The sequence below is a fragment of the Streptomyces nanshensis genome (genome assembly GCF_001751255.1).
GTDB classification, from domain to species: Bacteria; Actinomycetota; Actinomycetes; order Streptomycetales; family Streptomycetaceae; genus Streptomyces; species Streptomyces nanshensis_A.
In genome coordinates, this window is the sequence record NZ_LJGW01000666.1 from 1 (window position 1) to 5,548 (window position 5,548).

General features: G+C 73.2%; 5 protein-coding genes. 4 read left to right on the forward strand and 1 reads right to left on the reverse strand.

The window, feature by feature from the left end; translation table 11 throughout:
• From AN218_RS37285 to AN218_RS31270, 4 genes are all read left to right on the forward strand, one after another.
• Positions 1 to 372: hypothetical protein (locus AN218_RS37285; RefSeq protein WP_216311833.1), on the forward strand; the 372-nt coding region annotated here is incomplete at its 5' end.
• A gap of 136 nt (positions 373 to 508) precedes the next feature.
• Positions 509 to 1,405 (forward strand): glycoside hydrolase domain-containing protein, encoded by an 897-nt coding sequence (locus tag AN218_RS34965; protein ID WP_171908864.1) that lies wholly within the window; start codon positions 509 to 511, stop codon positions 1,403 to 1,405.
• Between the two features lie 193 nt (positions 1,406 to 1,598).
• Positions 1,599 to 2,195 (forward strand): SigE family RNA polymerase sigma factor, encoded by a 597-nt coding sequence (locus AN218_RS31265; RefSeq protein ID WP_070020394.1) that lies wholly within the window; start codon positions 1,599 to 1,601, stop codon positions 2,193 to 2,195.
• A gap of 143 nt (positions 2,196 to 2,338) precedes the next feature.
• A complete protein-coding gene (locus tag AN218_RS31270; protein ID WP_070020395.1) occupies positions 2,339 to 3,991 on the forward strand; it encodes a long-chain fatty acid--CoA ligase in 1,653 nt (550 codons plus the stop codon).
• 107 nt (positions 3,992 to 4,098) lie between these two features.
• Here the strand turns inward: AN218_RS31270 and AN218_RS35825 are convergent.
• Positions 4,099 to 5,548 (reverse strand): response regulator transcription factor (locus AN218_RS35825; RefSeq protein ID WP_070020396.1); only part of this gene is annotated, 1,450 nt, incomplete at its 5' end.

The following is a 5,548-nucleotide window of genomic DNA, read 5'->3' on the forward strand; positions in this document are numbered from 1 at the left end:
CTCCGCTCGCCCGCCGCCCTCGGCGCCCTGGCCGGGGCGGCGGCGCTGTGCGTGGCCGGGGCGCTCGCGCTGGCATGGCCGCAGACGCCGCACGGATCCGCCGGTACACACGCCGACAAGCCCGGGAACGGCCCGAGTTGCCGTACGACCCGCGTGTACCGGGTGCTGGAGGACGGCGACATCCTCGACTCCGCCCGCCACGACATCGGCGACGTGCACGCCGACGACGTCTTCCGCCTCGATCGTGCTCCCACCACCCGTCCGTACCGCTTCCGCGACTACGGCCATGTCGCCGGCAGCCGTACGAAGGGCTACGTCGACCAGGCCAAGCTCAAGGCGATCGGCAGCCGCTGCGTCGACGACGACGGCTGACGACAGCGGACGCAGCTCCGGCCGACCACGACCCCGCGACGGTCCGCCCACGCTCCGGCGGTCCGGACGGGCGAAACAGCCGGGGGCGCGGCGAGCCTGAACGGCCCCGCCGCCGCGAGCCTTTTCACTCGGGCCCATGTGGCATAAAAATCACATCATTCGCAGGGCCGCTGTCTCCTTCACCGCGCTCATGGCGATCACGGCGCTCGCCGGTTCCGACGCGGTCCGCGCGCAGGCCGCCGGTGCGGCGGACTCCGGACGGCATGCCTCCGGCCCGGACTCCAAGCGCGGCGATCCGCGGCTCGACGGCGCGGAGATCTTCCGCGGCCAGGCCTTCGACACCTGTCACACGCCCTCGGCGTCCGTCATGCGCGCGTGGGCGGGGCGTTCGCCGTTCGGTGCGGCGGGCGTCTACATCGGCGGCCGTGCCCGCGCCTGCCCCAACCAGCCCTACTTGAACAGCTCCTGGGTACGGGCCGTCGACCGCATGGGCTGGAAGCTGCTGCCGGTGTACGTCGGTTCGCAGTCGCCCTGTGTCGAGGCCCCGCGCAAGCGCCGCTACGCCATGACCCACACCGCGCCCACCCAACGCGGGCTGCGCGAGGGCCGGGACGCCGTCGCGTCGGCGAAGCGGCTGGGAATGGCGAAGCACAGCGCCGTCTACCTCGACATGGAGGCGTACGACAACTCCTCCACCCGCTGCGCCGCGACCACCCTCCGCTTCATCCAGGGCTGGAACCGCGCGGTACGGGCGGCGGGTTACTACCCCGGCTTCTACAGCAGTTCCGACTCCGGCATCGAGCACATGGAGGGCGCGCGCAAGGCGGGCCGCAGCAATCTGCCCGAGGCGCTGTGGTTCGCGCGCTGGCGGACGCCGGCCTCCGTGGACGACAACAAGTACCTCGACGCCGGCGCCTGGCAGCCGCACCGCCGCATCCACCAGTACGACGGCAACGTCACGCGTACGTACGGCGGTCAGCGGCTGAGCATCGACCGCAACCTCGTGGACGCTCCCGTCGCCGTCGTCCCCTGACCCGGCCCCCGACCCGACCGCCCCTCCGCAGGCCCCGGTTCCCCCTACGCCCCCGGTATGCACCCTGACTCCGCGGGCGTGCCGGCTCCACCCTGCGGAGGTGCGCCGTACCCCGCCTCTCCCCCCACAGGGGGAGGCAGCTTCGGGACCTCTGGGCGATCCGCGTCAGCGCGCCCGCTCCTAGCGTTGAGCCATGACCACGCCTGGGACAGCCCCGAGCGCACCGGCCGCCGCCGCGGCGCCGACGTTCACGTCGTACGTACGGGCACGCGGGCCGGTGCTGCTGCGCACCGCGCGCTCGCTGACCGCCAATCCGTGCGACGCCGAGGACCTTCTCCAGACCGCCCTCACCAAGACCTATCTGGCCTGGGAGCGGATCCAGGACCACCGCGCACTGGACGGCTATGTGCGCAAGGCGCTGCTGAACACCCGGACTTCGCAGTGGCGCAAGCGCCGCGTGGACGAGTTCGTCTGCGACGAGCTGCCCGAGCCCGAACCGCAGCAGGGTCCCGACCCGGCGGAGGCGCAGGCCGTGCGGGACGCGCTGTGGCAGGCCGTGCTCAAGCTGCCCGCGCGGCAGCGCGCGATGGTCGTGCTGCGCTTCTACGAGGACCTGAGCGAGGTGCAGACCGCCGCGGTGCTCGGGGTCTCGGTCGGCACCGTCAAGAGCGCCGTCTCGCGTGCGCTGGTGAAGCTGCGCGAGGACCGGCAGCTCGCGGCGGACGTGCGGGGCGGCGAGGCCACGGGCCTCACCTCCGCGCGCGAGCCCGCGACCGCCGCCGCGGCCTGAAGCCTCCCGTGTCCGGGACGGATCCCCCCCCGGGGGTACCCCGCCCCGCCTCGAATCTCTCGTCCTCCGACTAGTGACGTACCGCGCGGTATGCGTCCAGAATCGCAGCACCAGTACCCGTACGTAACTCGGGGAGGCACCCGGTGCTCAGCACAATGCAGGACGTACCTCTGCTCGTCTCACGCATCCTGCGTCACGGCTCGACCGTCCACGCCGAGTCGCGGATCACGACCTGGACGGGAGAGGGGGAGCCGCGCAGGCAGAGCTTCGGGGAGACGGGCCGGCGCGCGGCCCGGCTCGCCCACGCGCTCCGCGACGAGCTGGGCGTGGAGCGCGACGACCGCGTCGGCACCCTGATGTGGAACAACGCCGAGCACGTCGAGGCCTACTTCGCCGTCCCCTCCATGGGCGCGATCCTGCACACCCTCAACCTCCGGCTGCCCACCGACCAGCTCGTGTGGATCGTCAACCACGCCGCGGACCGCGTGATCGTCGTCAACGGCTCGCTGCTGCCGCTGCTCGCGCCGCTGCTGCCGTCGCTGGACTCCGTCGAGCACGTCGTGGTCTCCGGTCCTGGCGACACCTCCCTGCTGGCCGGCTGCCGCCAGTCCGTACACGACTACGAGCAGCTCCTCGACGGCCGTCCCACCGACTACGACTGGCCCGAACTGGACGAGCGGGACGCCGCCGCCATGTGCTACACGTCCGGGACGACCGGGGACCCGAAGGGCGTCGTCTTCTCCCACCGCTCCATGTACCTGCACAGCATGCAGGTCAACATGACGCAGTCGATGGGCCTCACCGACGCCGACACCGCGCTGCCCGTCGTGCCGATGTTCCACGTCAACGCCTGGGGTCTGCCCCACGCGACGTTCATGACCGGCGTGAACATGCTGATGCCCGAACGCTTCCTCCAGCCCGGCCCGCTCGCCGAGATGATCGAGGCCGAGCGCCCCACGTACGCCGCGGCCGTCCCCACCATCTGGCAGGGCCTGCTGAGCGAACTCGCCGAGAAACCACGGGACATATCGAGCCTGCGGCTGGTCACCATCGGCGGCTCCGCCTGTCCGCCCGCGATGATGCGGGCCTTCGAGGAGGACCACGGCGTACGGGTCTGCCACGCCTGGGGCATGACGGAGACCTCGCCGCTGGGCAGCTTCGCGCACCCGCCGGCCGGGCTCAGCGCCGAGGAGGAGTGGCCGTACCGCATCAGCCAGGGCCGCTTCCCCGCCTCCGTCGAGGCCAGGCTCGCCGCACCGGACGGCACCTTCGCGCCGTGGGACGGCAAGTCGCCCGGCGAGCTGGAGGTACGCGGCCCGTGGATCGCCCAGGCCTACTACGGCGGTGCGGACGGCGAACCCCTGCGCCCCGAGGACAAGTTCAGCCCGGACGGCTGGCTGCGCACCGGCGACGTCGGCGTGATCACCCCGAACGGCTATCTCACGCTCACCGACCGCGCCAAGGACGTCATCAAGTCCGGCGGCGAGTGGATCTCCTCCGTCGAGCTGGAGAACGCCCTCATGGCGCACGAGGCCGTCGCCGAGGCGGCGGTCGTGGCCGTACCGGACGAGAAGTGGGGCGAGCGCCCGCTGGCGACCGTCGTGCTCAAGGAGGGCGCGGAGGACGTCGGTTACGAGGAGCTGCGCGCCTTCCTCGCCGACCGCATCGCGCGCTGGCAGGTGCCCGAGCGGTGGGCGATCGTGCCGGCGGTGCCGAAGACGAGCGTGGGCAAGTTCGACAAGAAGGTGCTGCGCGGACAGTACGCGGCGGGCGAACTGGACGTGACGCGGCTGTAGCGCTCGTACGGCCTCGTACGGCGGGGGCGGGCCCGGCTCCGGACCGGGCCCGTCCCCGCCGGGTACGGGCGGTCAACGCGCGGAGATCAAGTGGCCGCCGGGACGGCTCAGTTCGCCCCGATCTTCGTCAGCAGGTCCACGATGCGCTGCTGCACCGGGCCGCTCGTCGAGCGCTCGGCGAGGAAGAGCACCGTCTCGCCCGTCGCCAGCCGCGGCAGATCCGCCGGATTCATGTCCGCCGAGGTGTAGACGACGAACGGCGTACGGCTCAACAGCCCGTTCACGCGCAGCCAGTCGATGATCCCCGCCCGCCGCGTGCGTACCTGCATCACGTCCATCACGACGAGATTGGGCCGCATCTGCGCCGCGACGTTGACCGCGGCCTCGTCCGTCGGCGCGTGCGCGACCTGGATGCCGCGCCGCTCCAGCGACGCCGCCAGCGCCCCCGCGATCGGCGGGCGCTCCTCGACCAGCAGGACGCGCGGCGGATGCTGCTCGCTGTCGCGCGGCGCGAGCGCCTTGAGCAGGACGGCCGGATCCGCCCCGTACGCCGCCTCCCGCGTCGCCTGCCCGAGCCCCGAGGTGACCAGGACCGGAATCTGCGCCGCGACCGCCGCCGTACGCAGCGACTGCAACGCGGTGCGCGTGATGGGACCGGTGAGCGGGTCGACGAAGAGCGCCGCCGGATAGGAGGAGACCTGTGCGTCGACCTCCTCGCGCGAGTGCACGATCACCGGGCGGTAGCCGTGCTGCGAGAGGGCCTGCTGTGTCGCGCCGTCCGGTTCGGGCCACACCAGCAGCCGCCGGGGGTTGTCCAGCGGCTCCGGCGGCAGTTCGGCGTCCACGGCCTGCGGCGGCACGGGGACGCCGCGCCCGTCGCTCATCTCCACCGGACTGTTCGGACCGTCCAGCGGCTCGGGGCCCTCGGCGGTGCCGGCCGCCGGTGCCCCGATGCTGAACTCCCGTGCGGGCGGCGGCTTCGCGGGGCCGGGCGCCGCCGGTGCTCCCGTACGTCCCTGCGGCTGCGGACGCTGCGGGGCGGCGGTCTTTCCGGGCTCCTGCCCCGGTTGTCCCGGCTGTCCTGGCTGGTCCGCCTGGCCGTTCTGCCCGTTCTGGCCGGGTGCCGCGAGCTTGCGGCGGCGCCCGGAGCCGGGCGGCGTCGACGGAGTGGACGGTATGGCCGTCGCCGGTGCCGGGGCGTGCGGGGGATGCGGGGACGCCGCGGGCGCACGCGGTACGGAGTGCCCGTAGGACTGCGGACCGCCGGGACGCTCCGTCATTCCGGGCGTGATCGGGATGCCCTGGCCGAGCGTCTGCACCCGGTGGTGCCCGGTCTCGTACGACGCCTGCTCCTCCGGAGCCGGCACCCCGGGCATCGGCAGGCCGCGCGGCTGCGGGGCGCTCTCGGGGAGCGGGCCGCCGCCGAGGATGGGGCTCGCGGCGACGACCGTGTGCTCGACGGGGCGCTGCTCCGCTTCCTCGCCGGGCTGCGGTTCGGGCTCGCCCGGTGCCTGGCCCGGTGCCTGGCCCGGTGCCTGACCCGGTGCCTGACCGGGG

What these genes read in the sequence shown, in the direction of transcription:
- AN218_RS34965 (WP_171908864.1), top strand. Translation starts at nt 509, where the DNA reads ATGTGGCATAAAAATCACATCATTCGCAGGGCCGCTGTCTCCTTCACC.
- AN218_RS31265 (WP_070020394.1), top strand. Translation starts at nt 1,599, where the DNA reads ATGACCACGCCTGGGACAGCCCCGAGCGCACCGGCCGCCGCCGCGGCG.